This window comes from Enterobacter sp. AG326 (genome assembly GCF_004362415.1).
Classification (GTDB): domain Bacteria; phylum Pseudomonadota; class Gammaproteobacteria; order Enterobacterales; family Enterobacteriaceae; genus Enterobacter; species Enterobacter asburiae.
This window is the reverse complement of sequence record NZ_SNXG01000001.1, coordinates 853,847-880,598: the sequence shown is the minus strand read 5'-3', so window position 1 is coordinate 880,598 and position 26,752 is coordinate 853,847. Positions and strand designations below refer to the sequence as shown.

The window sequence follows — 26,752 nt, the reverse complement described above, 5'->3', positions numbered from 1 at the left end:
AGCCTAATTTCCAAAAACGAGAGCAAAATCGAATAGCCGGTTTTTTAACGTTTTAATCTTGTGAGGAAAACCGTTAATATAAACCAAATTATCACTCAGTAGCGTTATCCCTATTCTGGAGACATTTCCTTTGATCAACGTCCTTCTTGTTGATGACCACGAACTGGTGCGCGCAGGGATACGACGCATTCTTGAAGATATTAAAGGTATTAAAGTTGCCGGTGAGGCGTGCTGCGGCGAAGATGCGGTAAAATGGTGCCGCACAAACTCGGCCGATGTGGTACTGATGGATATGAATATGCCCGGTATCGGTGGTCTTGAAGCAACACGCAAAATCGCACGTACCTTTGTTGATACAAAAGTCATCATGCTGACCGTGCATACCGAAAACCCACTGCCCGCGAAAGTGATGCAGGCGGGCGCAGCGGGCTACCTGAGTAAAGGTGCTGCGCCGCAGGAAGTCGTCAATGCAATCCGTTCCGTGTTTGCCGGACAGCGCTACATAGCGTCCGACATTGCTCAACAGATGGCGCTGAGTCAGATCGAGCCCGAGAAAACCGAATCACCGTTTGCCAGTTTGTCCGAGCGTGAATTGCAGATTATGCTGATGATCACCAAAGGTCAGAAGGTGAATGAGATCTCGGAACAGCTGAATCTCAGCCCGAAAACGGTGAACAGCTATCGTTACCGGATGTTCAGTAAACTGAACATTCATGGCGACGTTGAACTGACGCACCTGGCCATCCGGCACGGTTTGTGTAATGCGGAGACGTTGTTAAGTCAGTGAGTGATGTGTTCGATTCAAAAGCATTTCTGAAAACCGTAACCAGCCAGCCTGGCGTCTATCGCATGTATGACGCTGGCGGTACGGTTATCTACGTGGGGAAGGCAAAAGATCTTAAAAAACGTCTCTCCAGCTATTTTCGCAGCAACCTGGCCTCCCGTAAGACAGAAGCGCTGGTCTCACTCATTCAAAATATTGATGTCACCGTCACGCACACCGAGACAGAAGCGCTGCTGCTTGAGCACAACTATATAAAGCTCTACCAGCCGCGCTATAACGTCCTGCTGCGTGATGATAAATCCTACCCGTTTATTTTTCTGAGCGGCGACACTCATCCGCGCCTCGCCATGCACCGCGGTGCAAAACACGCCAAGGGCGAATATTTCGGGCCGTTCCCTAACGGCTATGCCGTGCGAGAAACGCTGGCGCTGCTGCAAAAAATCTTCCCGATCCGCCAGTGTGAAAACAGCGTTTACCGTAACCGCTCGCGCCCGTGCCTGCAGTACCAGATTGGACGCTGCCTGGGGCCCTGCGTGGAAGGGCTGGTAAGTGAAGAAGAGTATGCTCAGCAGGTGGATTATGTGCGCCTGTTCTTAGCCGGAAAAGACGATCAGGTCTTAACGCAGCTGATCGCACGCATGGAAAAAGCCAGCGCCGCACTCGAGTTCGAAGAGGCCGCGCGGATCCGCGACCAAATCCAGGCGGTACGAAGAGTCACTGAGAAACAGTTTGTCTCGAATACCGGTGACGATCTCGACGTCATCGGCGTAGCCTTTGACGCCGGGATGGCCTGCGTGCACGTGCTGTTTATTCGCCAGGGCAAAGTGCTCGGCAGCCGCAGCTATTTCCCGAAAGTACCCGGCGGTACTGAACTGGGTGAAGTGGTTGAAACTTTTGTCGGCCAGTTCTATCTGCAGGGAAGCCAGATGCGCACCCTGCCTTCTGAGATCCTGCTCGATTTTAATCTTGACGATAAAACCCTGCTGGCCGATTCGCTCTCTGAACTGGCGGGCCGTCGGGTCAATGTTCAAACCAAACCGCGCGGCGATCGTGCGCGTTATCTGAAGCTGGCGCGAACCAACGCGGCAACGGCACTCACCACTAAGCTGTCGCAGCAGTCGACGGTGCACCAGCGCTTAGCGGCCCTGGCGACGCTGCTGAAGCTTCCGGAAGTGAAACGGATGGAGTGTTTCGACATCAGTCATACGATGGGGGAACAGACGGTAGCGTCCTGCGTGGTGTTTGATGCAAATGGTCCACTGCGCGCCGAGTATCGCCGCTATAACATCACCGGGATCACGCCGGGCGATGACTATGCGGCCATGAATCAGGTGCTGCGTCGTCGCTATGGTAAAGCCATAGAAGAGAGCAAAATCCCGGATGTGATCCTGATTGACGGCGGGAAAGGGCAGCTCGGCCAGGCGAAAGCGGTATTTGAATCGCTTGATGTCAGCTGGGATAAAAACCATCCGCTGCTGCTGGGCGTCGCAAAAGGGGCCGATCGTAAGGCCGGTCTGGAGACATTGTTCTTCGAGCCGGAAGGTGAGGGCTTCAGCCTGCCGCCGGATTCCCCGGCGCTGCACGTCATTCAGCATATTCGCGATGAATCGCACGATCATGCCATCAGCGGCCACCGCAAAAAACGGGCGAAGGTGAAAAATACCAGTAGCCTGGAAACGATTGAAGGCGTGGGGCCAAAACGTCGGCAGATGCTGCTGAAGTATATGGGCGGATTGCAAGGATTACTCAACGCCAGCATGGAGGAAATTGCAAAAGTGCCGGGTATTTCGCAAGGGCTGGCAGAAAAGATCTACTACTCGTTGAAACATTGAGGGCTCTGTAGCAACATAGAGCTAAATTTTACTGACAACAAACAGTTACCGTCATTATGCAATTTAATATCCCTACGTTGCTCACTCTCTTTCGTGTTGTACTCATCCCGTTCTTTGTACTGGCGTTTTACCTGCCGGTCGTCTGGGCACCTTTCGCCTGCGCATTGCTCTTTCTGATCGCGGCGGTCACCGACTGGTTTGATGGCTATCTGGCCCGTCGCTGGAATCAAAGCACCCGTTTCGGTGCCTTCCTCGATCCGGTGGCAGACAAAGTGATGGTCGCTATCGCCATGGTGCTGGTGGCCGAGCACTATCACACCTGGTGGGTAACGCTGCCCGCAGCAACCATGATCGGCCGTGAGATCATTATCTCTGCGCTGCGCGAGTGGATGGCGGAACTGGGTAAACGCAGCAGCGTGGCGGTCTCGTGGATTGGTAAAGTCAAAACGACGGCGCAGATGGCGGCGCTGGTCTGGATGCTCTGGCGTCCGAACGCCTGGGTTGAATGGGCGGGAATTGGTCTGCTGTGGGTAGCGGCAGTGCTGACGCTGTGGTCCATGCTGCAATATTTGAACGCTGCGCGCGGGGATTTGCTTGATCAGTGATCGTTTCGCCGTAATTTTCAGCAAACGATCCAGGGATGCAAAAAATAACGTTGACTCATAACGTCATATCAGTAGAATGCAACGCATCGAACGGCGGCACAGCAAGCCGGACGATAATGAAATCAAGTGGTTAGACGTTTACTTGATGACATGCGGGAATAGCTCAGTTGGTAGAGCACGACCTTGCCAAGGTCGGGGTCGCGAGTTCGAGTCTCGTTTCCCGCTCCAGATTAAAGACATGCGCAGTAGCGGGTGTCAGTTTGAAAAGTTTTACGGCGCGTTAGCAAAGCGGTTATGTAGCGGATTGCAAATCCGTCTAGTCCGGTTCGACTCCGGAACGCGCCTCCACTTTCTTCCCTGGCCGGATGGTGGAATCGGTAGACACAAGGGATTTAAAATCCCTCGGCGTTCGCGCTGTGTGGGTTCAAGTCCCACTCCGGCTACCATGGGAAACAAAGAATAATCAAAGCAATAAGCAGTGTCGTGAAACCACCGAAAGGTGGTTTTTTTGTGCCTGAAATCCGCCAGTCACACCCCGCCCAGATACGCCTTTCTGACCTCCTGATTTCCAAGCAGCTCCTCGCCGCTGCCGCTCAGCCGGATCTGCCCGTTAACCATCACATACCCGCGGTCGGAAAGCTTCAACGCGTGATGTGCATTCTGCTCCACCAGAAAGATGGTCATGCCGTTGCGCGCCAGCTCGCGCAGCGTCTGGAAGATCTGTTTCACCACAATCGGCGCCAGACCGAGGCTCGGTTCATCCAGCAGCAGAAGCTTCGGACGGCTCATCAGCGCCCGGGCAATCGCCAGCATCTGCTGTTCCCCGCCGGACATGGTCATCGCGCGCTGCTTGCGCCGCTCCTTGAGGCGAGGGAACAGGTCGAACATGGTTTGCATATCCTCGGCGGCAAACTGGCTGCCGATGGGGATGGTCCCCATCAGCAGATTCTCTTCAACGGTCATATCCGGAAAGATTCGTCTGCCTTCCGGCGCCTGCGCAATGCCGCCGGACGCGACGTAGTGGGTGGATTTATGGCTGATATCTTCACCGCCGAAAAGGATCTGCCCGCTGCGAATGCGGGGCTGGCCAAAGATGGACATCAGCAGTGTCGATTTACCCGCGCCGTTTGCGCCAATCAGCGCCACGGTTTCACCCTTATTGACCTCGAGGGAGACCTGCTTCAGCGCCTGAATGACGCCGTAAAACACGTCCACATCGCGAAATGCCAGCAGCGGTTCGCTCATAGGTTGACCTCGCTTTCATCCGTACCCAGGTAGGCGGCAATAACCTTTTCATCATGCTGGATCTGCTCGGGTTTTCCCCTGGCAATCACATCGCCGTGGTCGAGCACGATAATGTCGTCCGAAATCTCCATCACCATCCCCATATCATGCTCAATCAGTAATACCGTGATGTCATGCCGATCCCGCAGAAAGCGAATAATGCTGCTGAGCTTATGCGTTTCAACCGGGTTAAGCCCGGCGGCTGGTTCATCCAGACAGATCATTTCCGGCCCGGTGCACATTGCCCGCGCAATTTCCAGACGCCGCTGCTGGCCGTACGACATCTCTCCCGCCAGGCGATTGGCGCACTCCACCAGATCCACCACTTCCAGCCAGTAGAAGGCTCTGTCCAGGGCGTCGCTTTCCGCCCGCCGGTATGCCGGCGTATTTAAGATCCCGGCGAGCAGATTGCGGTTAACGCGCATATGCTGCGCAACCAGCAGGTTTTCCACGACAGACATCTCGCGAAAAAGACGGATATTTTGAAACGTACGCGCCAGCCCTGCGCGGTTGACCAGATGCGTTCCGCCGAACATTTTGTAGAACAGACGCTGCCCGAACTGCGCGGGATTAATCCAGTCTCCCGGCTGGAATTTTTGTCCAAGCACCTGAATAACGTTGGTCGTTTTATGGCGGGTATTAAATAAAATGTTGCCGCCGGAGGCCCTGTAGAAGCCCGTCAGGCAGTTAAACACGGTGGTTTTTCCCGCCCCGTTTGGCCCAATCAGGGCGGTAATTGAGCCGCGCTGTACGTCCAGGTTGACGTCGTTTAGCGCCTTAATCCCGCCGAAGTGCATCATCAGATGTTCAACGCGTAATATCGTTTCGTTCATGGCGCGACGCCCTTACGCACGGCAAACCCGCTGCGGTTTATGCGGATCAAACCGCGTGGACGCCAGATCATCATCACCACCATGAGCATGCCAAACAGCAGGACGCGGTACTCGGCAAAACTGCGCAGCAGTTCCGGCGTTACCGTGAGCACAAAGGCGGCCAGCACCACCCCAAGCGTAGATCCCATCCCGCCCAGCACCACGATGGCGAGGATCAGCGCCGATTCAAAGAAGGTAAAGGAGGTGGGATTCACGAACCCCTGATAGGTGGCGAAGAACACCCCGGCAATGCCCGCGGTCGACGCGCCCAGCGTAAAGGCCGACAGCTTAACCAGAACATGATTTAACCCCATCGAGCGGCAGGCAATTTCGTCTTCACGCAGCGCTTCCCACGCCCGACCAATCGGCATCCGCGTCAGGCGGTGCTTGATGTAGAGCACCAGCATCACCACCAGGAACAGAACCGCGTAGATAAAAATAAACTTCATGTTCGGGTTGTAGGTCAGGTGGAAAAATTCGTGGAAGGGCACGCCGCCTTCTTTCGCGCGTCGCCCAAATTCCAGACCGAAAAAGGTGGGGGGAGGGGCCGACACGCCGTTTGGTCCGCCGGTGAAGGTCAGCCAGTTGTTCAGTATCAGGCGAATAATCTCTCCGAACCCGAGGGTGACGATGGCGAGATAGTCACCGTGCATGCGCAGTACCGGGAAACCGAGCAGGGCGCCTGCGGCGGCGGCCATGATTGCCGCCAGCGGCAGCATGCTCCAGAAGCCTAAGCCGAGATACTGGTATCCCAGCGCCAGACCGTACGCCCCAATTGCGTAGAACGCGACATATCCCAGATCCAGCAGGCCGGCCAGACCCACGACGATATTCAGCCCCAGACCGAGAAGCACGTAGATCAGCCCGAGAATGGCGACGGTCAGCACATATTTAGTGGCGACAAACGGAAAGCAAATCGCAAGGGTAATCACCAGAGGAATAATCCAGCGCATGCGGCTTTTATATTCCGGTGGCCGGACATATACGCCCGCGCTATCGGCTTCGAAGCGCGCCTGGAAACGGGCGCCCGCGGCGGTACCTAAAAAGGCGCTCAACACAAAACGCCCGAGCATGACGATGCCAACCATCCAGGCCAGCCGCTGCCCGGCAAAGTTAAAGCTGTATCCATCCAGCACCACGCCCGCAATGGGGCCGAAGATTATCAGCGCAATCAGCCCGGAAAAAATCGCGTCCAGGATGCAGCGTTTAAGTGAAAAACCGTGTGATGTCATCATTCTCTCCCTCACACTTTGGCCACAATCGGGCGCCCAAGCAGCCCCTGAGGACGGAAAATCAGGATCATGACCAGCAGGCCGAACGAGAAGACGTCTTTATAGTCCGAGTTCACCATGCCCGAGAACTGGGCTTCCGCCACGCCGAGGATAAGGCCACCGAGCATGGCGCCGGGGAGGGAGCCGATGCCGCCGAGTACCGCCGCAGTAAAGGCTTTAATGCCGATCACGAACCCAACGTAGAAATCAAAGGTGCCGTAATTCATGGTGATCAACACCCCCGCCAGGCCGGCCATCGCCGCGCCGATGACAAAGACCAGCGAAATAATCCGGTCGGTGTTAATGCCCAGAATGGAGGCCATCTTACGATCCTGCTGTACCGCGCGGCACATCCGGCCCAGCCGGGTATGGTTGATTATCCAGGTGAGCACCAGCATGCCGGCAAACGAGGCAACCAGAATAAACACTTTGGTGTAGGTTATCTGCACGAACCCGTCGCCCAGATGCAGGCGAATAACGCCGTCCAGCATGGTCGGTACCCCTTGCTGACGCGGACCCTGGCTCAGCTGCGCGTAGTTTTGCAGGATAAGCGACATGCCTATGGCGGAGATCAGCGGCGCCAGGCGCGTGGAGTTGCGCAGCGGCTTGTAGGCGATACGCTCGATGGTCCAGCCGTACACCCCGGTTACCACAATGGTGAACACCAGCGTCCCGAGGATCAGCAGCGGGAACGACTGCAGACCGAAGAACGAGAGCAGCGCCAGGCCAATGGCGCAGAGATAGGCGGAAATCATATAGACTTCGCCGTGGGCGAAGTTGATCATGCCGATAATGCCGTACACCATGGTGTAGCCGATGGCGATCAGGCCGTAGACGGAGCCCAGCGTTAAGCCATTAATTAACTGTTGCAGGAAGAATGTACTCATCTTAGCGCGCTCGTTTTATAGGCTGCGCGAGCCGCGCAGCCTGATGTTTATTACGCGCCGACGGGAAAGCCCGCCGACGTTGAGCGTGACTCCGTCCCGTTACTGCACTTCCTTATATTTTCCTTTGTCGTCCCACTGGTAAACCACGTAGTCAGACACTTTCAGATCGCCTTTGCTGTCCCAGGCTTTTTTGCCCATCACCGTGTCGACGGAATTGGCTTTCAGCCACTCGCTGGCTTTGGCGGAGTCCTTGCCGCCGGTGGCCTTGAAGGCTGCGGCAATAGCCTGTACGGAGGCATAGGAGTAAAGGGTGTAACCTTCCGGCTCGAATTTACCGGCGCGGAATTTCTCGATAACCGCTTTACCGTCCGGGATAAGGCGCGGATCTTTACCGAAGGTCATGTAAATGCCGTTGGTGTATTGCGGGCCACCCGCGGCGGTCACCATCTCTTCGTTGACAATGCAGTCGCCGGAGAAGAATTTCGCCTGCACGCCCTGTTCGCGCATCTGGCGAACCAGCGGACCGGCTTCCGGGTGACAGCCACCGAAGAACACGACGTCCGGTTTTTGCGCGCCGATCTTCGTCACCAGCGCGTTAAAGTCTTTTTCACCGCGGGATAACCCCTCATACATCACATCCTGAACCCCGCGTTTCGCCAGCGCCGCTTTGGTGGCGTCAGCCAGACCCTGACCATAGGTATCTTTATCGTGAATAATCACCACGCGCTTGGCTTTCAGCTTGTCGATGATGAAGTCGCTGGCAACCTGACCCTGCTGGTCATCGCGTCCGCACATGCGGAACATGTCGCTCATGCCGCGTTCGGTGATCAGCGGGTTAGTTGAGCCGGGGGTAATCGCAATAATGCCCGCGTCGCTATACACCTCGGAGGCGGGCATTGTGGAAGAGGAGCAGAAATGGCCGACTACGGCATTGACTTTATCCTGGTCAACTAAACGGTTGGCGACGGCCACGGCCTGCTTGGGCTCGCAGGCATCATCCCCCTGAACCAGTTTGATCTTCTCGCCGTTAATGCCGCCTGCGGCATTAATATCTTCAGCGGCCTGCGTTGCGCCATGCCAGTACTGATCGCCATAGGTGGCATTCGGACCCGTGAACGGCCCGGCCACGCCAATCACAATATCTGCCCGGGCGGAAAACGCCGTCACCAGGCAACCGGCCAACACAAGAGAAAGAGGAGTTCTGATAAATTTCAGCGACATTATTATGTTCCTTAGCAAAGAGGTTTTTGCACCACGGCGTAAACCCGAACGCCCGACGGCGCAGCCAATCCGAAACACGAGCAAGAACAAAATGCACTAAACGAACAAGATACAGACGGCATCCTGCATATTACGGCGAGATATCCCTGCGCAGGGACGCGCGAAGAACGTTAAGCAAAAACGTTGCCAGAATGGTTAACCCATTGACGGGCATGCGACATGTTTGAGTATAGAGCGCCGCGTTATGCCGCCTTGCGGGAGGAGAAGAAATTACAGCGGAGATCACATATCGTTAACAATAAAGCCCATAAGTTGTGCAAAGGTCACGGTTTGCACGTTTTTGCAGCAATAAAGACCTAAACTTCAGCCCGGAGAGGCGTGAGATATGTGTTAGGATCGTTTCCTTTTTTGCAGGAGTATCAGCGATGACTGAAGGCCCATTGAATGAAAGCGAAATGGCGTGGCTTGAAGAGACGTTAATGTCTTACGGTCATGATGACGCGTCCGTGATTGACGTGTCCGAACTGGACGGCATGCTTACCGCAGTGCTTTCCGGTCCTGTTGTCGTTGAACCAGACGCCTGGCTGGTGGCGGTGTGGGGCGGCGAGAAGTACATTCCGCGCTGGAAAAACGATCGTGAGATGAACCGTTTTATCGATCTCTGCTTTAAGCATATGAACGATATTGCCGAGCGCCTGAGCGAGTACCCGGATCAGTTTGAACCGATGTTCGGTTATAACGACGTTGACGGTGAGAGCTATACCGTGGTGGAAGAGTGGTGCTATGGCTATATGCGCGGCGTGGCGCTGACGGACTGGTCAGCCTTGCCGGAAGCCCTGAAGGCCGATCTTGAGGTAATTGCCCTGCACGGGACGGAAGAGAACAGCGAAAAGCTGGATGAACTGTCCGAAGAGGAGTATATCGCCAGCATCGAAAGCATCCAGCCTGCGGCACTGCGTTTATATCAATACTGGGTTAACAACCCGCAGCAGCCTGAAGTGAAGAAGCCGACGGTGAACGGCACGAAGGTCGGGCGTAACGATCCGTGTCCTTGCGGCAGCGGGAAGAAGTTTAAGAGCTGCTGTTTGCACTGATAAAAAAGGGGCTGATGATAGCCCCTTTTTTATTTAACCCACTTCCGGCAGCATCCCGGCTGCAATCAGCGCCTGCACCAGAATAATCACCACCCCACAGCCAAACACAACGCACAGCAGCGGTTTTCCTCCCGCCACGCGATATCCTTGCTGAGGATGCTGCTGGCGGCTTTTCCACGCCAGCAGGGAAGGGAGCAGCAGGGCGAGGATAGAGAGCGCCACCCCCGCATAGCCCAGCGCCATCACAAACCCGCGTGGGTAAAACAGCGCGAATGCCAGCGGCGGCAGGAAGGTGATGGCCCCCGTCTGCAACCGTCCAGCCGCGCTATTGCGACGCTGGAACAGATCGGCCAGGTAATCAAACAGGCCGAGCGCCACGCCCAGGAACGAGGTTGCCAGCGCCAGGTCGGCAAACAGGTGTACCGCCAGCTCCACGTGCGGGGAGGTAACAACCTCGCGCAGTGCCAGCAGAAAACCGTTCAGGCCAGCGTGTTGCGCCATCAGCCCAATAAAGGTTGAGGAGTCAATGCTGCCCAGCGTCACCAGCTGCCAGAAAATATAGGCGATCAGCGGGATCGCGCTGCCGATTACAAAGACGCGGCGCAGCTTGCGGATATCGCCGTTCATATAGCTGACGATACTTGGCACGCTGCCGTGGAAGCCAAACGAGGTGAAAATGACCGGGATCGCGGAAAGCGCCAGCCCTTTTTCCAGCGGCAGCGTCAGCAGGTTGACCTTGTGCACGTGCGGCGCCAGCAGCACCAGCATGATAATCAGGAAGAGAATTTTGGCGCTGAACAGAAAGCGGTTAAACAGATCGACCAGCGATGTCCCCACACAGACCACGCCGCCGCCGATGAGCGCAAAGAAGATAGCCCCCGTCGCCGGGGTAATGTCAGAGCCAAACCAGTCGTTGACGCTGGAGGCGATGAGTTCCCCGGCGCCGCTGATATAGGCGGCGGTCAGGGCGTACATCAGGAACATCATGCTAAAGCCGGTTATCCACTGGCCGTAGCGTCCCAGATAGCGCGCCGCAAGCGAACCCAGACCGGTGTCGGCGGGCACGTGCTGGTAAACCTCAAGCAGCAGCAGGGCGGTGTAGCACATCAGCGCCCAGAGCGTACCCAGCAGCAGCAGGGTCATGCCAAACCCCACGCCCGCGGCTGCCAGGGGCATTGCCAGCATTCCTGCGCCAATCGTCGTTCCGGCGACGATAAAAATACTTCCCAGGGTTCTGTTTTTCACGCTTTCCTCTACAACGATGCTTAACCGCGACAAAATCTGCGGCGCAGAGTAAGGGAAAAGCCGTAATTCGTCAAATCACCGTTACAAGTTGTGTAATGAATAATTTACGGATTATTGTCACTCTGATCCTTTTTAGGCGGATGCCTACTTCATAAGGGCAATGTTGCTGGGCGACATTCCGGCGTAACGTAAACAATAAATATAAATTATCAAATTAAGTGAGAGTTTATGGCTGGGGAGAATCCCTTCACCGCGGCATGGAGCCGGGGAGGTAACCTGTTGTGCCATGGCCACTGGATAATCAGCTGGCAGAACCACCCCGTGATACTTCCCGAGTCCCGTCGCGAAAAGGATATGGGCACCTGGGCAATCTATTCGGTTATCGATCCTGAAGATGAAACCTTTGCACAAGGCTTACAGGAAGATGAGTGGATCGTTGAGAATGTCGACTGGTTAACGGATATGTTCTTCGAGGTGGGTATTCCGCTGGAGACGTCCAGCTACCGCTATTTTTACCAGGCGGTGAATCCTCATGACTGGCGCTGCACCAGCTGTGCGGGGTGTATGTAAATTAACGCGGTGCCGGAAACCGGCACCGCGCTGAAATTAATTCTGCGTATCGAGAGTGGAAAGTTCTTTATCAATAAAGTAAAGACCTTCGCCGGATTTACCCACCAGAGATAATTTATCCAGTACGGATTTAAACAGCTTCTCTTCTTCGTGTTGCTCAGCGACGTACCACTGCAGGAAATTAAAGGTTGGATAATCCTGGCTGGTCATCGCGGCATGGACCAGTTCGTTAATTTTCTGCGTGATCAGCTGCTCGTGCTCGTAGGTGGCGCGGAACAGTTCATCGAGAGAATTATACTCAGCGAAAGGTGAAGCCACGGTTTCAATGCGCGGCAGGCTGCCCGTATCCGTAAGATAATCAAACAGACGCTGCATGTGTGTCATCTCTTCCTGAGCGTGACGACGCAGAAACGCGGCCGCACCTTCGAAGCTGTGGTAGCTGCACCAGGCGCTCATCTGCTGGTAGAGCAGGGATGAAAAAAGCTCAAGGTTCATTTGCGCGTTGAGCTTGTCGATCATTTCAGTTTTCAGCATGGTGACGCTCCGGATTATTATTTCTGGTTCACAATGAGCGACACTATAATTTGTTATTTAATTATTTGCAAAACGTAAAATTTTTATTTTATTTATTTAAAATACGAATGGGAATAAAACGCATTGGCGATTTTTATAACTTATTAATGAGAATTATTTTTGTTCGTAATGAAATAAACTGCCAGCAAACGCTGGCAGCGTTGATTAATACCACGGATTATTTGACTTAGGATTAACGGCGTAACCCATACATTTATACTGGATAGTCACGCTCTCGTTCAGGCACAAAGAGCCGCTCGTCAGGGTGCAGGTTTTAATGGGCTGACCATAGGCTGAGGCAGTGGCATACCCCATGCTCTGACACGCTTTTGCCGCCGTGCCGTTATTTACATACTCATCGGAATACGCATTTTGCAGCGCTGCCTGGCCGTAGTCGAGGCGGACGATGCCGTTCGGCGCGTCGCGGCTGCTGACTTCAGCCTGGCGGTTGATACTACACCCCGCGAGCAGCAGGATTGTGCCGGCTACAATGACTCTTTTCATGGTTCGCTCTGAGTGGATGGAAATACCTTATCGTACCCGCAGATGCCCGCTGCAATGCCTGGAATAGCCGGACAATCTGCCCTCACTCTTCGCAACGGGTCAGAGGGGAGCGCTATCAGGCCAAACCCTGATAAAAATGTGATGAGTATCACAAAAGGATTGATTTTTGTGATGATGGTCATATTATAAGCACGTTGACAATAAAGTTGTATAACAAGTTAATGGAGCATCGTCGTGAAACTGCGCAAAATCCTGAAAAGTATGTGGGCCAATTACTGCCGCACGTTCAAAGACGTGCCGCCGGGCGCCATGTTCTGATATAAAAACCTGCTTCGGCGGGTTTTTTTATACCTGCTGACGATGAAGGGAAGATGTCAGGGGGCGTGTTTTGCTACTATGGCGGCCTTTAAATAAGGAGAAAACCCATGTCACAAAACCTGAGCGCCGATCAGGAACTGGTCTCTGACGTTGTCGCCTGTCAGCTGGTTATCAAACAAATCCTTGATGTTCTGGACGTGATTGCGCCGGTTGAAGTGCGCGAGAAGATGTCTACGCAGCTGAAGAACATCGATTTTGCCAGCCATCCTGCTGCCGCTGACCCGGTTACGCTTCGTGCGATCCAGAAAGCCATCGCGCTGATTGAACTGCGATTCACGCCGCAGGGTGAGTCCCACTAAAGCAGGGAAAGGGGCGACAGCATATGTCGCCCTTTGATGCGGTTAAAAGAACGTCTGGACCAGCAGGTAGCTCGCCGCGCACGCGCAGCTTACCCCAATCAGCCCTGGCAGAATAAAGCTGTGGTTGATGATAAATTTGCCGATGCGGGTGGTGCCTGAACGGTCAAAGCCGATGCAGGCCAAATCACTGGGATAGGTCGGCAGGACAAAATAGCCGTATGACGCCGGGAAAAAGGCGATCAGCATTTTCGGGTCGATGCCGAGCATCAGGCCCATTGGCGCAACGGCCGTCAGCGCAGCCGCCTGGCTGTTCACCAGTTTTGACACCAGAAACAGCACAATGGCATACGTCCACGGGTGGCTCTTCACCACGCCTTCCAGCGCCAGCTTTAACTCATCGAGATGCGCCTGGAAAAAGGTATCGCTCATCCATGCCACGCCGAACACCGAGAAGATCGCGACCATACCGGCCTTGAACACCGCGCCGTTGGAAATGGCCGACGCATTGACCTTACAGGCCATCAGCATCACGGCGCCCGCAATTAGCATCATCATCTGAATGACAAGGTTCATCGACAGCGCCGTCATTTTGCCTTTTACCTCAAAGGCGGGGCGCAGTTCAGGGAATGCCCCCAGCAAAACGACCACGGCAATACCGGCAAAGAAAATCCACGTGGACCAGTAGGCCTGTTTAGGGAAACGCTGATTCATTAACGTCTCCGTTCCGCCATAGATAAACTCGCGCTGCTTAGGATCTTTCAGCTTTTCCTGAAACTCTATGTCGTCAGCCAGATCTTTCCCACGGCGTAAACTCCACAGGGCCGCAATGGCCACGCCGAAAAGCGAAGCGGGAACCGACACGGCGAGAATTTCCAGGATCCCCCACGCGTGGCCGATCCCATGCTGGGCCGCCAGGATGGACACCAGTGACACCACGGCAACGGAAACGGGGGATGCCGTGATTGCCATCTGCGACGCGACCGAGGCCACGGCCATGGGGCGCTCCGGGCGGATCCCTTTTTTCAGGGCGATATCCGCAATGATGGGGAACATGGTGTAGACCACATGCCCGGTGCCGCACAGAAAGGTCAGCATCCAGGTGGTGAAAGGGGCGAGCAGGGTGATGTGCTGCGGGTGTTTGCGCAGCAGGCGTTCAGCAAACTGCATCATGACGTTGAGGCCGCCCGCAGTCTGCAGCGTAGCCGCACAGCCTATCACCGCAAGGATGGTCAGCATAACGTCAACCGGCGGTTTACCCGGTTGCAGTCCAAAGACAAAACATAAAATAAAAAGACCAATACCGCTAATTAACCCAAGCCCCATACCGCCGAAACGCGTACCCGTCAGCAGGCAGAGGAGAATGACAACAAACTCAATGGTGATCATGATGCTCCCTCGTCAATGATTATGTAACTAAATAAATCATCACACGTTGTGTGGTTAATCATTGGGAGCCAGATCTGATTTGTTAAATTTCAGGAAAAGCAGAAGGTTGGAGAGGGGGAAAAGGAATCCTGCCTCAGGTGGGTTGAGGGATCCCCACAAAACAATGCCTGCACGGACGACTCCCTCTCCCTTGAGGGAGAGGGGTGGGGTGAGGGGGAACATACGGCTGTGGTGGTCATTCCGTTCACTTCATGTTGCTTGCTACTCTGTAACGACATGACCGGTGAACGTGCCAGGGCGGCTCAATCGCCGCCGCCCTGGCGACCCGGGCTCCCGGCGGTAAATCGCCGCTTCGCGGTTCCCTCAGCTTATTCCTTCAGGCTATCGGGTCGGGCATGAGCCTGCATCCCTGCAGGCCACGCCCTCTCGGCGCATCCCTGCGCCTCGCCCCGGCCTTACGGAAACGCTTCGGCGATTTACAGCCGGACCAGGACATCGCTGTAAGTTATTCGCTTGCCTGATACAAAATTCATCGCTTCAGGTTAATAAATTCCCGGGAAACCCTCAGCCCTGTTGGAGCAAATTAAAAACTCAGTGGTGCTGCACCGCCACAATGTCGAGCAGATGACGGTCGGTTTGCTCAGGACATAAACCCGCCTGCTGCGCATTATGGATCTCATCCGCCAGCGTCTTTAGCAGCATGCCATCCTGCTGCTGTTCTTTGTCCATATCACGTAAGAATTTGAGCGTCGTAATGTCCTGCTGCGCTTTGGCTTCATCGGCCAGTTTGCTGAGCGTGCTGCAGCGTTGCTCGTACTCTTCAAGCGTTTTTTGAAACAGTTCTTCCAGACAAGAATAGTTTTCATTGATCCCATCAAGGGCTTTAACGACAGGATTTGCCCCTGCGGCTTTCAGAAAGTTAAAGACACGCATCATATGGGTGACGTTACTTTGCGCCTGCGAGCGAAAGAATGTGGCAGACCCCGTGAGGCTATTCTCGGCACACCACGCGCTTAAGTGAAGGTGCAGATTCGAGGCGTAGAACTCAAGGTTCATCTGCGCGTTAAGTTTTTGCATCATCGTTTGGGTAGCCATACTCATATCCTTATTGACTGTGGGACGTGATGTCCGTTGCTTACCTGAGCGCCAGGCAAATACGAAGAAAAGAGCAGAAATAGACATTCTGCCGCGACCGAAGTCGACCGAAATTCACTTCCTGTGTTCGATATAAATAAGCATACCCTTGTATTGGGTCTAAGAAAACTCTTAATCAGGCTGTATTTACCATACATTACAAAGTTTAATATAGTTCAGAAATATAATTAGCTCGCCATGAATTGGGTGTGACTTAATGGGCTAATAATTAAGGGTTTTTATTGTTAAGGTACACTGTTGCTCTTTCGAAAATATTAAGTTGGAATATTACTCTGAGAAAAGGAGAAATACGGTTTAATCGTTTCGAATATATGATGTGCTAATAAAATTGCGCTAAATCAATTTCTGCGGAATAACGTTTTTTCAGGTGCGTTGTACATTCTTGATGAAAAACATGTTGACCCCCTTTAACGCCAGGTGCGTTTTTGCCCGCTGAGGGGCATCAGGGATATCTTAGCTAATCTTATGGATAATTCTGCTTAACCTCTTTCTATTTGTCTGACAAATCCTGCCTTTTTTATGTCATTTTTCGCTGAATTTATGTACGCAATTACTGTAATTCTGCGGTGTGATGGGGCTCTCTTATGGATGATTAATTTCCCGCTAAAACTATCACCAGCAATAACGCTTATGACGAGGTAAGCGCTAATGCCTTGTTTTAAGTCCGATTAAATAAGAAGCACGCACTTATTCCCTACAGAAAAGAATGCTAAAGCTGGAGTTTACCATGCACAAATTTACTAAAGCGCTGGCGGCCATCGGTCTGGCTGCCGTTATGTCACAATCCGCTATCGCTGAGAATTTAAAACTCGGTTTTTTGGTAAAACAGCCCGAAGAGCCCTGGTTCCAGACTGAGTGGAAATTCGCAGATAAAGCCGGGAAAGATTTAGGTTTTGAAGTCATTAAAATCGCCGTTCCTGACGGCGAAAAAACCCTGAACGCCATCGACAGCCTGGCGGCCAGCGGTGCAAAAGGTTTCGTTATCTGTACCCCGGATCCAAAGCTGGGATCGGCAATCGCGGCGAAAGCGCGCGGTTACGATATGAAGGTCATCGCGGTTGACGATCAGTTCGTTAACGCCAAAGGCAAGCCGATGGACACCGTCCCGCTGGTCATGATGGCGGCGACCAAAATCGGCGAGCGCCAGGGCCAGGAACTCTATAAAGAGATGCAAAAGCGCGGCTGGGATGTCAAAGAGACCGCGGTAATGGCTATCACGGCTGACGAGCTGGACACCGCCCGTCGTCGTACTACCGGTTCAATGGACGCGCTGAAAGCAGCCGGCTTCCCGGAAAAACAGATCTATAAAGTCCCAACCAAATCCAACGATATCCCGGGTGCTTTCGACGCCGCGAACTCTATGCTGGTCCAGCATCCGGAGGTCAAACACTGGCTGGTGGTCGGCATGAACGACAACACCGTGCTGGGTGGGGTACGCGCGACGGAAGGCCAGGGCTTCAAAGCGCCTGACGTGATCGGGATTGGCATCAACGGCGTTGACGCCGTCAGCGAGCTGTCCAAAGCGCAGGCTACCGGCTTCTACGGTTCTCTGTTGCCGAGCCCGGACGTTCACGGCTACAAATCCAGTGAGATGCTCTACAACTGGGTAACCAAAGGGGCCGAACCGCCGAAATTTACCGAAGTGACCGACGTGGTACTGATTACCCGCGACAACTTCAAAGAGGAGCTGGCGAAAAAAGGGCTGGGCGGTAAGTAATACGCTGTGATTGTGCCCCTCATGCATCGTGAGGGGCCAGACGTACACACTACAGGAATCACGGAGACGTTATGCGACAGTCTGATCCGTATCTCTCTTTCCGCGGCATCGGGAAAACTTTTCCCGGTGTTAACGCGCTGACCGATATCAGCTTCGACTGCTATGCCGGCCAGGTTCACGCCCTGATGGGGGAAAACGGTGCGGGGAAATCCACGCTGTTGAAGATCCTCAGCGGCAACTATGCGCCTACAACCGGCACGCTGGCCATTCGCGGCGAAGAGGTGGCGTTTGCCGATACCACGGCGGCGCTCAATGCCGGGGTTGCGATCATCTACCAGGAGCTGCACCTCATTCCTGAGATGACCGTGGCGGAAAACATCTATTTAGGACAGCTCCCGCACAAAGGCGGCGTGGTAAATCGTTCGCTACTTAATTATGAAGCGGGGCTGCAGCTTAAACACCTGGGTCTGGACGTCGATCCCCAGACGCCGCTGAAATATCTCTCCATCGGCCAGTGGCAGATGGTTGAAATTGCCAAGGCGCTGGCGCGTAACGCCAGAATTATTGCCTTCGATGAGCCCACCAGTTCGCTCTCTGCGCGTGAAATTGAAAATCTGTTCCGCGTGATCCGCGAATTGCGTCAGGAAGGGCGTACGATTTTGTATGTCTCGCACCGCATGGAAGAGATATTTGCCCTGAGCGACGCCATCACCGTCTTTAAAGATGGGCGCTATGTGCGCACCTTTACCGACATGCAGCAGGTTAACCATGATCAGCTTGTTCAGGCGATGGTCGGACGCGAGCTGGGTGACATTTATCACTGGCAGCCGCGTCAGTACGGCCCTGAACGCCTGCGCCTGGACAGCGTCAAAGCGCCGGGCGTGCGCACGCCGATTTCGTTATCCGTTCGCAGCGGCGAAATTGTCGGCCTGTTTGGTCTGGTGGGGGCGGGGCGCAGTGAATTAATGAAAGGCCTGTTCGGCGGAACCCGTATTACCGAAGGGCTGGTCTCTATTGACGGTGAACGGGTCGATATCCAGAAACCGGCCCACGCGATCAGGGCGGGCATGATGCTCTGCCCGGAAGACCGTAAAGCAGAGGGGATTATTCCGGTGCATTCGGTACGCGACAACATCAATATTTCCGCTCGCCGCAAGTTTATTCGCGCAGGCTGCCTGATAAACGATGGCTGGGAGTCGAGCAATGCCGACCACCATATTCGCTCGCTGAATATTAAAACGCCGGGTCCGGAACAGCTGATCATGAATCTGTCAGGCGGAAACCAGCAGAAGGCGATTTTAGGCCGCTGGCTGTCGGAAGATATGAAGGTCATTTTGCTCGACGAGCCGACGCGCGGTATCGATGTGGGGGCAAAACACGAGATTTATAACGTGATCTATGAGCTGGCAAAACGCGGCGTGGCGGTGCTCTTTGCCTCCAGCGATCTGCCGGAGGTGCTTGGCGTGGCCGACCGCATTGTGGTGATGCGTGAAGGCGAAATTGCCGGTGAATTACTTCATGAACAGGCGAATGAACAACAGGCGTTGAACCTCGCCATGCCTAAAGTCAGCCAGGCTGTCGCCTGAGTAAGGAGTTAATGATGTCCTCTGTTACTACATCCGGAGCACCGAAGTCGAAGTCGGCGCTGAGTTTTGGACGTATCTGGGATCAGTACGGCATGCTGGTGGTCTTTGCCGCACTGTTCCTCGCCTGCGCGATCTTTGTTCCTAACTTTGCCACCTTCATTAATATGAAGGGGCTGGGGCTGGCCATTTCCATGTCCGGGATGGTGGCCTGCGGGATGCTGTTCTGTCTGGCCTCCGGCGATTTTGACCTGTCGGTGGCGTCGGTGATTGCCTGCGCGGGCGTCACGACGGCAGTGGTGATCAACATGACGGAAAGCCTGTGGATTGGCGTTCTGGCCGGTCTGCTACTCGGCGTCATCAGCGGTCTGGTGAACGGTTTTGTTATCGCACGCCTGAAGATTAACGCTCTGATCACCACGCTTGCGACGATGCAAATTGTCCGCGGGCTGGCCTATATCATCTCCGACGGTAAAGCGGTGGGGATTGAAGACGAGCGCTTCTTTACCCTGGGTTACGCCAACTGGCTGGGTCTGCCTGCGCCAATCTGGCTGACCGTGGCCTGCCTGATCCTGTTCGGCTTCCTGCTCAACCGGACTACCTTTGGCCGCAATACGCTGGCGATTGGCGGTAACGAAGAGGCCGCTCGTCTGGCCGGGGTACCGGTGGTGCGAACCAAGATTATTATCTTTGTGCTCTCGGGGCTGGTTTCTGCCGCCGCGGGGATTATTCTTGCGTCGCGCATGACCAGCGGCCAGCCGATGACCTCTATTGGTTATGAGCTGATCGTCATTTCGGCCTGCGTTTTAGGGGGCGTTTCCCTCAAGGGTGGCATCGGAAAAATCTCATATGTGGTGGCCGGTATCCTGATTTTGGGCACCGTAGAGAACGCCATGAACCTGCTGAATATTTCGCCGTTCTCGCAGTACGTCGTGCGTGGCCTGATCCTGCTGGCAGCCGTGATTTTCGACCGTTACAAGCAAAAAGCGAAGCGTACCCTGTAACCCTTTTTCCCGTCTTTTATTGCTCAACTTATAACCATAGTTGACCCCTTAACCGCCCCGCCAGTAAAACTGGCGGGGCGGTTGTCAAATGGCGAGCGACGTCACACTGTCTATACTTACATGGCTATGAAAGAGGTAAAGGCGTTTACCTCTCGTAAACCGTAAGGAGGAAAAGGGTGGCTGACATGTTAACCGCACCGCCTGTACTGCCCGGACACTATGCTTTCTTTTTCGATCTCGACGGCACGCTCGCCGGGATAAAACCGCACCCTGACCAGGTGTCTATTCCGGATGCGGTGTTACAGGATTTGCATCAGCTCTCGCTCATGAATGAGGGAGCACTGGCATTGATATCAGGGCGCTCAATGGCCGAGCTGGATACGCTCGCCAGTCCTTACCACTTTCCGCTGGCCGGTGTACACGGAGCGGAGCGCCGCGACATCCATGATCACACGCATATCGTTTCACTCCCTGACGCACTCACGCAAACGCTCCAGAAGCAGCTTTCTGCTGCGCTGGAAGCGCTGCCTGGCACCGAACTGGAAGCCAAAGGCATGGCCTTTGCCCTGCATTATCGTCAGGCGCCGCAGCATGAGGAGGCCGTGCTTGCGCTGGCTCAGACGGTTGCGGATGCCCATCCACAGCTGGCGTTGCAGCCCGGCAAATGCGTAGTGGAGTTAAAACCGAAAGGGATTAATAAAGGCGCGGCCATCGCCGCGTTTATGGCGTCGCCGCCTTTCAAAGGGCGAACGCCCGTTTTCATTGGGGATGACCTGACCGACGAGGCCGGGTTTCGCGTGGTGAATCAGGCCGGAGGGATCACCGTCAAGGTGGGGCCTGGTGACACGGTTGCCGAATGGCGGCTGGCGGATGTCGCCAGCGTCTGGCAGTGGATATCTGACATCGCTAACCAGCAACAACAACAAATAGCGCAAAGCAAAGGGGGAAACCATTATGGGTCGCTTAGTCGTCGTCTCTAACCGAATCGCACCGCCTGACGATAAAAAAGCCAGTGCAGGTGGCCTGGCGGTAGGGGTGTTAGGTGCCTTAAAAGCCGCTGGCGGGCTGTGGTTTGGCTGGAGTGGAGAAATCAGTGAAGAAGAGAAACCGCTCAAAAAGGTGACGCGCGGAAACATTACGTGGGCTTCATTTGCATTGAAAGAGAAAGACTATGACGAGTATTACTCGCAGTTCTCAAATGCCGTCCTGTGGCCTGCGTTCCACTATCGTCTTGACCTGGTCAAATTCCAGCGTGAATCCTTCGAAGGCTACTCGCGCGTGAATGCGCTTCTGGCGGATAAACTGCTGCCATTAATCGAAGAAGACGATATTTTATGGATCCACGATTATCACCTGTTGCCCTTCGCGCGCGAGCTGCGAAAAAGAGGGGTAAATAACCGCATTGGCTTCTTCCTGCACATCCCGTTCCCGACGCCGGAAATTTTTACCGCGCTGCCGCCGCATGAAGAATTGCTGGAGGCGCTGTGTGATTACGATTTGCTGGGCTTCCAGACCGAAAATGACCGCCTCGCGTTCCTTGACTCCGTGTCAGGTAAGGCGCGTCTGGTGACCAAAGGCGGGAAAACCCATACGGCGTGGGGGAAAACCTTCCACACCGAGGTCTATCCAATAGGGATTGAACCTGACGAAATCGCGGAGCAGGCTTCCGGCCCGCTGCCGCCGAAGCTGGCGCAGCTTAAGAATGAACTCAAGCACGTAAAAAATATCTTCTCGGTTGAGCGTCTTGATTATTCCAAAGGGCTGCCGGAACGCTTCCTGGCGTATGAAACGCTGCTGGATAAATACCCGCAGCATCACGGGAAAATTCGCTATACCCAAATTGCGCCGACGTCGCGCGGTGAGGTTCAGGCCTATCAGGATATTCGCCATCAGCTGGAGACAGAAGCAGGGCGCATTAATGGCCGCTACGGCCAGCTGGGCTGGACGCCGCTGTTTTACCTGAATCAGCACTTTGACCGTAAGATCCTGATGAAGGTCTTCCGCTATGCGGACGTTGGGCTGGTCACGCCGCTGCGCGACGGGATGAACCTGGTGGCGAAAGAGTATGTGGCGGCCCAGGATCCTGCCGACCCGGGTGTTCTGGTGCTTTCCCAGTTTGCCGGGGCCGCAAATGAGCTCACGTCGGCGCTCATCGTTAACCCTTACGACAGGGATGACGTGGCTAACGCGCTGAATCGCGCCCTGACAATGCCGCTCACGGAACGTATTTCCCGCCATGCTGACATGATGGAAACAATCCGGAAGAACGATATTAACCACTGGCAGGCGCGTTTTATTCAGGATCTACGGGATATCGCTCCGCAAAGTCATGAAGGCGATCTGCAAAAAAAGATCGCGACCTTCCCTAAACTCGCCTGATTTACTGCTGGGGGGCTAATGCCCCCCAAGCGGCACTAACAGCACATCGACCTGGCTTGACGCGACAATAGATTTCGCCGCGCAGGCTGCCCGCGATAAAAAGCTGTGGTTATGGTTCCCGCAAATCACTAAATCAATATTTTGTTTACGACACATATCGAGAATATGGGCGTTTAGTTCCCCGGTCGCAATAACGGTCTCATAAACAGGATATTGTGCCTTTTCCACTAATTCGCGCAGAAATTGCTGCGTTTCTTCCTGCAGAACCTCGCGAATATCCTCCAGCATGGGCGCGGCCAGCTGATTATACATCTCTGGCTCTGCGGCGAGCGTGATGAGGCTGATGCGGGCATTGTGGGGTCTGGCAATGGAAACTGCCCGGGCGACGAGCTGATGGCTTTCGGGGGAAACTGCAACGGAAACAAGAAGATGGGAGTAACTCATGGCGCACTCCTTAGATGTCTGAAAGACAGCGTTTAACCACCTTTACCGCGAAATCCCTGGTTCTGCAAGAGCAGATTACGACATTAGTGTGAAGCTTATCATAATTATTCATTAATTATTCTTATAAGAAGAATAACTGAAAAATGCGCCTAAATGAAAAAAATTAACAACTTAACGTAAATCACACAAATCCACGCTTTGACTGTTAAATCGTTTTGATACGTTACAAACTCATTTCGAATGATCACGTCCTGAAACATCTTTTTTGTGCTACCTGCATAACTATATGTTTTTTCACGGTAAGAAAAATGTTTCCAGGAGAGGGATCTGATGTAAATGTTTCCGCGCGGCGCTTACGGTAGGAAAAGCACGTTGCATGCCAGTTTGGATCACCCTTCTGCATGAGTATTCGTCAATTAAGAATACAAAACAGTACCGATTGGCTAAATTTTGAACAAATTACAAGTCATACTGATGGATTTATGGGTCATATTCACTTAAATTGTGTGACGTGGATCACATTTTTTTTAAATTTGAGGGTGGCTGGATTGTATGTGACAAAACTGACGAGTAGAGTTTGCGTCGAATTAGGAAAAATCTTAGTTATTTGTAAGAAATGATAAATCATGTAAGAGACGCATTCGCGGTTTCTCTCTTACGGTTTTAGTGAATACAAACCTAAATTCAACTATGCATTTAGCCTTTTCTTTTTTATACCGGGTGATTTCCCGGCGACATCACGGGGTGCGGTCTTTCCGCATAAAAATAATAGTTGGTTATTCGGGATGGGAACAATGCATACATCCGAGTTGCTAAAACATATCTATGACATCAATTTGTCGTATTTACTGCTCGCGCAGCGTTTGATTAGTCAGGACAAGGCGTCCGCGATGTTTCGTCTGGGTATTAACGAAGAGATGGCAACCATGCTGGGCGGTTTAACCCTCCCGCAGATGGTTAAACTGGCTGAAACGAATCAACTGGTTTGCCAGTTCCGTTTCGATGATTCGCAGACAATAACGCGTCTGACGCAGGATTCCCGTGTGGACGATCTTCAACAGATCCATACCGGTATTCTTCTTTCCACTCGCTTGCTTAACGAAATCAGCCAGCCTGATGACGCAGCCCGTAAGAAAAGGGCCTAGCAATGAGCGAGAAAAGCATTGTTCAGGAAGCGCGTGACATACAGTTGGCCATGGAGCTGATTACACTGGGTGCTCGTTTACAAATGCTGGAAAGCGAGACTCAGCTGAGCCGTGGCCGTCTCATCAAACTGTACAAAGAGTTACGTGGTAGTCCCCCGCCGAAAGGCATGCTGCCGTTTTCTACCGACTGGTTTATGACGTGGGAGCAGAATATTCACGCTTCCATGTTCTGTAATGCCTGGCAGTATCTTCTCAAAACCGGTTTGTGCAGCGGCGTTGACGCCGTGATCAAAGCGTACAAACTTTACCTTGAACAATGCCCACAGCAGGAAGAAGGCCCTCTGCTGGCGCTGACCCGCGCATGGACGCTGGTGCGTTTTGTTGAGAGCGGAATGCTTGAACTGTCGCGCTGTAACTGCTGCGACGGCAATTTTATTACCCATGCTCATCAGCCTGCAGGCAGCTTCGCCTGTAGTTTATGTCAGCCTCCATCCCGCGCAGTAAAAAGACGTAAACTTTCCCGGGATGCTGCCGATATTATTCCACAACTGCTGGATGAACAGATCGAACAAGCTGTTTAACCCGAACGTGTGGGAAAGATTCCAGCAGCGGTAAGCAATTACCGCTGCTTTTTTTTACCCCGCAAACGGTAAACGCTGCGAGCTGGACGTCCTTGCCATAGTCACTAGCGGAAGGATGATGTCGTGCTTATCTTATTAGGTTACCTGGTAGTTCTCGGTACAGTTTTCGGCGGTTACATGATGACCGGCGGGCACCTTGGAGCACTCTATCAACCGGCTGAACTTATTATCATCGGCGGCGCAGGGGTAGGGGCTTTTATCGTTGGTAACAACGGTAAATCGATCAAGGGCACGCTGAAAGCGATTCCGTTGCTGTTCCGTCGCTCGAAATACACCAAAAGTATGTATATGGATCTGCTGGCACTGCTCTATCGCCTGATGGCGAAGTCGCGTCAGCAGGGCATGTTCTCGCTGGAACGGGATATTGAAAACCCGAAAGAGAGCGAAATTTTTGCCAGCTATCCGCGAATTCTTGCTGACGCCATGATGCTGGATTTCATCGTCGACTATCTGCGACTCATCATCAGCGGCAACATGAATACCTTCGAAATCGAAGCGCTGATGGACGAAGAGATCGAAACCCACGAAAGCGAATCTGAAGTGCCGGCCAACAGCCTGGCGCTGGTCGGCGACTCGCTTCCGGCATTCGGTATCGTTGCTGCGGTAATGGGTGTGGTTCACGCCCTGGCTTCGGCAGACCGTCCGGCAGCCGAGCTGGGCGCGCTGATTGCCCACGCGATGGTGGGAACTTTCCTCGGTATTTTGCTGGCGTACGGCTTCATCTCTCCGCTGGCAAGCGTTCTGCGCCAGAAGAGCGCGGAAACCACCAAAATGATGCAGTGCGTGAAGATCACGCTGCTCTCTAACCTCAACGGTTACGCGCCACCGATCGCGGTTGAGTTTGGCCGTAAAACGCTTTACTCCAGCGAGCGTCCGTCGTTTATCGAGCTCGAAGAACACGTGCGTGCGGTGAAAAACCCAAACCAACAGACGACAACTGAGGACGCATGAAAAACCAGTCCCATCCGATCGTCATCGTAAAAAAGCGCAAGCACAAGGGCGGCGGGCATGGCGCACACGGCTCGTGGAAAATTGCGTACGCCGACTTTATGACCGCAATGATGGCGTTCTTTCTGGTGATGTGGCTGATCTCCATCTCCAGCCCAAAAGAACTGATCCAGATTGCCGAATATTTCCGAACGCCGCTGGCAACGGCGGTGGCCGGCGGGCCGCGTATCTCTAACAGCGAAAGCCCGATCCCGGGCGGCGGCGATGATTACACCCAGCAGAAGGGTGAGGTGAAAAAAGAGCCAAACATCGACGAGCTGAAAAGAAAGATGGAGCAGGCGCGTCTGAAGAAACTGCGTGGCGATCTCGATCAGCTGATTGAGGCGGATCCAAAGCTTCGCGCGCTGCGCCCGCATCTGAAGATCGACCTGGTGCAGGAAGGGCTGCGTATTCAGATTATCGACAGCCAGAACCGCCCAATGTTTAAAACCGGGAGTGCGGAAGTCGAACCGTACATGCGCGACATTCTGCGCGGTATTGCACCGGTGCTGAACGGCATTCCTAACCGAATCAGCCTGTCAGGACACACGGATGATTTCCCGTACGCCAGTGGGGAAAAGGGATACAGCAACTGGGAGCTTTCTGCCGATCGTGCCAACGCCTCGCGTCGCGAGCTGGTGGTAGGTGGGCTTGATGATGGCAAGGTACTGCGCGTAGTCGGCATGGCCGCAACCATGCGCGTTTCCGACCGCGGGCCGGATGATGCCATCAACCGTCGTATCAGTCTTTTAGTGCTGAACCAGCAGGCGGAGCAGGCCATCCTGCATGAAAACGCCGAAAGTCAGAATGAGTCACTGGACGATTTAAAACAGCCTGGGGCCGTTCCTTCGGCTGCCGTTCCAACATCGCCACCAGCCAATCCGAGGTGATA

At 53.8% G+C, this 26,752-nt stretch carries 27 protein-coding genes and 3 tRNA genes; 19 read left to right on the top strand and 11 right to left on the bottom strand.

What is annotated here, in order from left to right; genetic code table 11:
- The first annotated feature begins 130 nt into the window (after positions 1 to 130).
- The 6 genes from uvrY to DFO52_RS04160 all read left to right on the top strand — a co-directional run bounded on the left by uvrY (position 131) and on the right by DFO52_RS04160 (position 3,667).
- Positions 131 to 787: a UvrY/SirA/GacA family response regulator transcription factor gene (gene uvrY / locus DFO52_RS04185; protein WP_013096026.1), complete on the top strand. Its 657-nt coding sequence runs from the start codon at positions 131 to 133 to the stop codon at positions 785 to 787.
- Positions 784 to 2,616: an excinuclease ABC subunit UvrC gene (uvrC, locus tag DFO52_RS04180; protein WP_029741944.1), complete on the top strand. Its 1,833-nt coding sequence runs from the start codon at positions 784 to 786 to the stop codon at positions 2,614 to 2,616. The genes uvrY and uvrC overlap by 4 nt, the downstream gene beginning before the upstream one ends.
- 56 nt (positions 2,617 to 2,672) lie before the next feature.
- Positions 2,673 to 3,221 carry a CDP-diacylglycerol--glycerol-3-phosphate 3-phosphatidyltransferase gene (pgsA, locus tag DFO52_RS04175; protein WP_023312285.1) on the top strand — a complete coding sequence of 183 codons (549 nt, stop codon included), beginning with the start codon at positions 2,673 to 2,675 and terminating at the stop codon, positions 3,219 to 3,221.
- A gap of 152 nt (positions 3,222 to 3,373) precedes the next feature.
- Positions 3,374 to 3,449 (top strand) — tRNA-Gly (locus DFO52_RS04170).
- A gap of 46 nt (positions 3,450 to 3,495) precedes the next feature.
- A tRNA-Cys gene (locus DFO52_RS04165) sits at positions 3,496 to 3,569 on the top strand.
- Positions 3,570 to 3,580: 11 nt separating this feature from the next.
- Positions 3,581 to 3,667 (top strand) — tRNA-Leu (locus tag DFO52_RS04160).
- An 82-nt stretch (positions 3,668 to 3,749) separates the two neighbouring features.
- Here the strand turns inward: DFO52_RS04160 and DFO52_RS04155 are convergent.
- From DFO52_RS04155 to DFO52_RS04135, 5 genes are all read right to left on the bottom strand, one after another.
- Entirely contained in the window at positions 3,750 to 4,466 is a 717-nt protein-coding gene (locus tag DFO52_RS04155) for an ABC transporter ATP-binding protein (RefSeq protein ID WP_054829922.1), read from the bottom strand.
- Positions 4,463 to 5,338 carry an ATP-binding cassette domain-containing protein gene (locus DFO52_RS04150; RefSeq protein WP_133549427.1) on the bottom strand — a complete coding sequence of 292 codons (876 nt, stop codon included), beginning with the start codon at positions 5,336 to 5,338 and terminating at the stop codon, positions 4,463 to 4,465. The genes DFO52_RS04155 and DFO52_RS04150 overlap by 4 nt, the downstream gene beginning before the upstream one ends.
- Positions 5,335 to 6,609, bottom strand: coding sequence for a high-affinity branched-chain amino acid ABC transporter permease LivM (livM, locus tag DFO52_RS04145; RefSeq protein WP_133549851.1), 1,275 nt, complete (start codon positions 6,607 to 6,609; stop codon positions 5,335 to 5,337). The genes DFO52_RS04150 and livM overlap by 4 nt, the downstream gene beginning before the upstream one ends.
- Positions 6,610 to 6,620: 11 nt before the next feature.
- Positions 6,621 to 7,535, bottom strand: a complete 915-nt coding sequence (locus DFO52_RS04140) for a branched-chain amino acid ABC transporter permease (protein ID WP_023312278.1) — start codon at positions 7,533 to 7,535, stop codon at positions 6,621 to 6,623.
- A 99-nt stretch (positions 7,536 to 7,634) separates the two neighbouring features.
- A complete protein-coding gene (locus DFO52_RS04135; protein ID WP_023312277.1) occupies positions 7,635 to 8,756 on the bottom strand; it encodes a branched-chain amino acid ABC transporter substrate-binding protein in 1,122 nt (373 codons plus the stop codon).
- A gap of 425 nt (positions 8,757 to 9,181) precedes the next feature.
- On the opposite strand from DFO52_RS04135, the gene DFO52_RS04130 reads away from it, so the two are divergent.
- Positions 9,182 to 9,850: a YecA family protein gene (locus tag DFO52_RS04130; RefSeq protein ID WP_023336148.1), complete on the top strand. Its 669-nt coding sequence runs from the start codon at positions 9,182 to 9,184 to the stop codon at positions 9,848 to 9,850.
- A gap of 33 nt (positions 9,851 to 9,883) precedes the next feature.
- On the opposite strand, the gene tyrP is transcribed toward DFO52_RS04130, so the two are convergent.
- Positions 9,884 to 11,095 carry a tyrosine transporter TyrP gene (tyrP, locus tag DFO52_RS04125; protein ID WP_133549425.1) on the bottom strand — a complete coding sequence of 404 codons (1,212 nt, stop codon included), beginning with the start codon at positions 11,093 to 11,095 and terminating at the stop codon, positions 9,884 to 9,886.
- Positions 11,096 to 11,323: 228 nt separating this feature from the next.
- Here tyrP and DFO52_RS04120 point away from each other — a divergent pair, with 228 nt between their 5' ends.
- Entirely contained in the window at positions 11,324 to 11,665 is a 342-nt protein-coding gene (locus DFO52_RS04120) for a hypothetical protein (RefSeq protein ID WP_133549423.1), read from the top strand.
- 36 nt (positions 11,666 to 11,701) lie between these two features.
- On the opposite strand, the gene ftnA is transcribed toward DFO52_RS04120, so the two are convergent.
- Both ftnA and yecR read right to left on the bottom strand, forming a co-directional pair.
- A complete protein-coding gene (gene ftnA, locus DFO52_RS04115) occupies positions 11,702 to 12,199 on the bottom strand; it encodes a non-heme ferritin (protein WP_014884366.1) in 498 nt (165 codons plus the stop codon).
- Positions 12,200 to 12,403: 204 nt separating this feature from the next.
- Positions 12,404 to 12,742, bottom strand: coding sequence for a YecR family lipoprotein (gene yecR / locus DFO52_RS04110; protein WP_029741937.1), 339 nt, complete (start codon positions 12,740 to 12,742; stop codon positions 12,404 to 12,406).
- Positions 12,743 to 12,976: 234 nt separating this feature from the next.
- Here yecR and azuC point away from each other — a divergent pair, with 234 nt between their 5' ends.
- Together azuC and DFO52_RS04100 are read left to right on the top strand one after the other, a co-directional pair.
- Positions 12,977 to 13,060 (top strand): stress response protein AzuC, encoded by an 84-nt coding sequence (gene azuC, locus DFO52_RS04105; protein WP_014884364.1) that lies wholly within the window; start codon positions 12,977 to 12,979, stop codon positions 13,058 to 13,060.
- A 107-nt stretch (positions 13,061 to 13,167) separates the two neighbouring features.
- Positions 13,168 to 13,419, top strand: coding sequence for a DUF2766 family protein (locus DFO52_RS04100; RefSeq protein WP_008500405.1), 252 nt, complete (start codon positions 13,168 to 13,170; stop codon positions 13,417 to 13,419).
- 42 nt (positions 13,420 to 13,461) lie between these two features.
- Here the strand turns inward: DFO52_RS04100 and DFO52_RS04095 are convergent, their stop codons facing one another.
- Together DFO52_RS04095 and DFO52_RS04090 are read right to left on the bottom strand one after the other, a co-directional pair.
- Positions 13,462 to 14,805, bottom strand: a complete 1,344-nt coding sequence (locus DFO52_RS04095; RefSeq protein ID WP_023312271.1) for an anaerobic C4-dicarboxylate transporter — start codon at positions 14,803 to 14,805, stop codon at positions 13,462 to 13,464.
- A gap of 591 nt (positions 14,806 to 15,396) precedes the next feature.
- Positions 15,397 to 15,900: a non-heme ferritin-like protein gene (locus DFO52_RS04090; protein ID WP_023312270.1), complete on the bottom strand. Its 504-nt coding sequence runs from the start codon at positions 15,898 to 15,900 to the stop codon at positions 15,397 to 15,399.
- Between the two features lie 787 nt (positions 15,901 to 16,687).
- Between DFO52_RS04090 and araF the strand changes: the two genes are divergently transcribed.
- From araF to otsA, 5 genes are all read left to right on the top strand, one after another.
- Positions 16,688 to 17,677 carry an arabinose ABC transporter substrate-binding protein AraF gene (gene araF / locus DFO52_RS04085; RefSeq protein ID WP_003859687.1) on the top strand — a complete coding sequence of 330 codons (990 nt, stop codon included), beginning with the start codon at positions 16,688 to 16,690 and terminating at the stop codon, positions 17,675 to 17,677.
- A 71-nt stretch (positions 17,678 to 17,748) separates the two neighbouring features.
- Positions 17,749 to 19,263 (top strand): L-arabinose ABC transporter ATP-binding protein AraG, encoded by a 1,515-nt coding sequence (gene araG / locus DFO52_RS04080; protein WP_133549421.1) that lies wholly within the window; start codon positions 17,749 to 17,751, stop codon positions 19,261 to 19,263.
- A gap of 14 nt (positions 19,264 to 19,277) precedes the next feature.
- Positions 19,278 to 20,264 carry an L-arabinose ABC transporter permease AraH gene (gene araH, locus DFO52_RS04075; RefSeq protein WP_029742191.1) on the top strand — a complete coding sequence of 329 codons (987 nt, stop codon included), beginning with the start codon at positions 19,278 to 19,280 and terminating at the stop codon, positions 20,262 to 20,264.
- Positions 20,265 to 20,440: 176 nt separating this feature from the next.
- Positions 20,441 to 21,244 carry a trehalose-phosphatase gene (gene otsB / locus DFO52_RS04070; RefSeq protein ID WP_133549419.1) on the top strand — a complete coding sequence of 268 codons (804 nt, stop codon included), beginning with the start codon at positions 20,441 to 20,443 and terminating at the stop codon, positions 21,242 to 21,244.
- A complete protein-coding gene (gene otsA / locus DFO52_RS04065; RefSeq protein WP_029741334.1) occupies positions 21,219 to 22,643 on the top strand; it encodes an alpha,alpha-trehalose-phosphate synthase in 1,425 nt (474 codons plus the stop codon). Before otsB ends, otsA begins: the two co-directional genes overlap by 26 nt.
- Positions 22,644 to 22,658: 15 nt before the next feature.
- On the opposite strand, the gene uspC is transcribed toward otsA, so the two are convergent.
- Positions 22,659 to 23,087, bottom strand: a complete 429-nt coding sequence (gene uspC / locus DFO52_RS04060) for a universal stress protein UspC (protein WP_023312265.1) — start codon at positions 23,085 to 23,087, stop codon at positions 22,659 to 22,661.
- A gap of 794 nt (positions 23,088 to 23,881) precedes the next feature.
- Between uspC and flhD the strand changes: the two genes are divergently transcribed.
- The 4 genes from flhD (at position 23,882) to motB (ending at position 26,750) form a co-directional block, all read left to right on the top strand.
- A complete protein-coding gene (flhD, locus tag DFO52_RS04055; protein ID WP_023336137.1) occupies positions 23,882 to 24,232 on the top strand; it encodes a flagellar transcriptional regulator FlhD in 351 nt (116 codons plus the stop codon).
- Between the two features lie 2 nt (positions 24,233 to 24,234).
- On the top strand, positions 24,235 to 24,813 hold the full coding sequence (flhC, locus tag DFO52_RS04050) for a flagellar transcriptional regulator FlhC (protein ID WP_013096051.1): 579 nt from the start codon (positions 24,235 to 24,237) through the stop codon (positions 24,811 to 24,813).
- Between the two features lie 123 nt (positions 24,814 to 24,936).
- Complete coding sequence (gene motA / locus DFO52_RS04045) at positions 24,937 to 25,824, top strand: flagellar motor stator protein MotA (RefSeq protein ID WP_008500417.1); 888 nt, start codon at positions 24,937 to 24,939, stop codon at positions 25,822 to 25,824.
- Positions 25,821 to 26,750 carry a flagellar motor protein MotB gene (gene motB, locus DFO52_RS04040; RefSeq protein WP_029741333.1) on the top strand — a complete coding sequence of 310 codons (930 nt, stop codon included), beginning with the start codon at positions 25,821 to 25,823 and terminating at the stop codon, positions 26,748 to 26,750. The genes motA and motB overlap by 4 nt, the downstream gene beginning before the upstream one ends.
- The last annotated feature ends 2 nt before the right edge of the window (positions 26,751 to 26,752 follow it).